General features: G+C 47.6%; 1 protein-coding gene. It reads left to right on the top strand.

Annotation, left to right across the window (positions count from 1 at the left end; translation table 11 throughout):
- Positions 1 to 1,086: dihydropyrimidinase (gene hydA, locus CVN76_RS05840; protein WP_100530593.1), on the top strand; the 1,086-nt coding region annotated here is incomplete at its 5' end.
- Positions 1,087 to 1,140 lie beyond the last annotated feature (54 nt).

The following is a 1,140-nucleotide window of genomic DNA, read 5'->3' as shown; positions in this document are numbered from 1 at the left end:
GCCAATGGAAAGGCCGCGATAGATTATGGGTTCCATCTAATGATCAGCGAGATCAATGATGAGGTTCTTGCGGAATTGCCGGGGATCATCGCGGATGAAGGGATTTCCTCGTTCAAGGTCTTCATGGCGTACAAGAATGTTTTTCAAGCCGATGATGCCACGCTATACCGCACTTTACTGCAGGCGAAAGAGCTTGGTGCGCTTGTCATGGTTCATGCTGAAAATGGCGATGTCATCGATTATCTTACGAAGCAGGCGCTTGAAAAAGGAAACACGGATCCAATCTACCATGCGCTAACAAGGCCTCCCGAGCTTGAGGGGGAAGCTACTGGGCGGGCCGCAAAATTGACGGAGATGGCGAACGGGCAGCTCTATGTCGTTCATGTCACTTGTGCAGATGCGGTAGAAAAGATCACCGAGGCAAGAAATAAAGGGGTTGATATTTGGGGCGAGACTTGTCCGCAATACTTGGTTTTGGACCAGTCTTATCTTGAAAAGCCCCATTTCGAGGGATCGAAATATGTGTGGTCACCACCGTTAAGGGAGAAGAAGAATCAGGAAGTGCTATGGAATGCCTTGAAAATGGGTCAGCTGCAAACGGTAGGTTCCGATCAATGCTCCTTCGATTTCAAAGGTCAGAAGGATTTAGGAAGAGATGATTTTACGAAAATACCGAATGGCGGCCCCACGATTGAAGACCGCATGAGCATCGTTTTTTCCGAAGGGGTCAAGAAAGGGCGCATCACCTTGAATCAATTCGTCGACGTGACTTCTACACGTGCGGCCAAGCTTTTTGGATTATTCCCGAAAAAGGGGACGATTGCTGTAGGGTCGGATGCCGATATCGTCATTTTTGATCCGGAGGCGGAAAGGACGCTATCCGTCGATACACATCATATGGCGGTGGATTATAATGCCTTTGAAGGCATGGAGATTACTGGAGAACCAGTATCGGTCCTTTCCAGAGGGGAGTTTGTGATTAAAAATAAACAGTTTGTAGGTGAGGCAGGAAAAGGGCAATTCCTGAAAAGGGCAAAATACAATGCGGATTTGAAGTCCGCTTCAGGAAAAAAGCTGCCGGTTTGAAACTTCGGTAAAATGAAGGCAAATGGATAGAGGGGGATTTTTCCATGAGTGTGA

Source organism: Bacillus sp. mrc49 (assembly GCF_002803435.1).
Note: the sequence above shows the minus strand (reverse complement) of the source record. Positions and strands in the feature narration are given on the sequence as shown.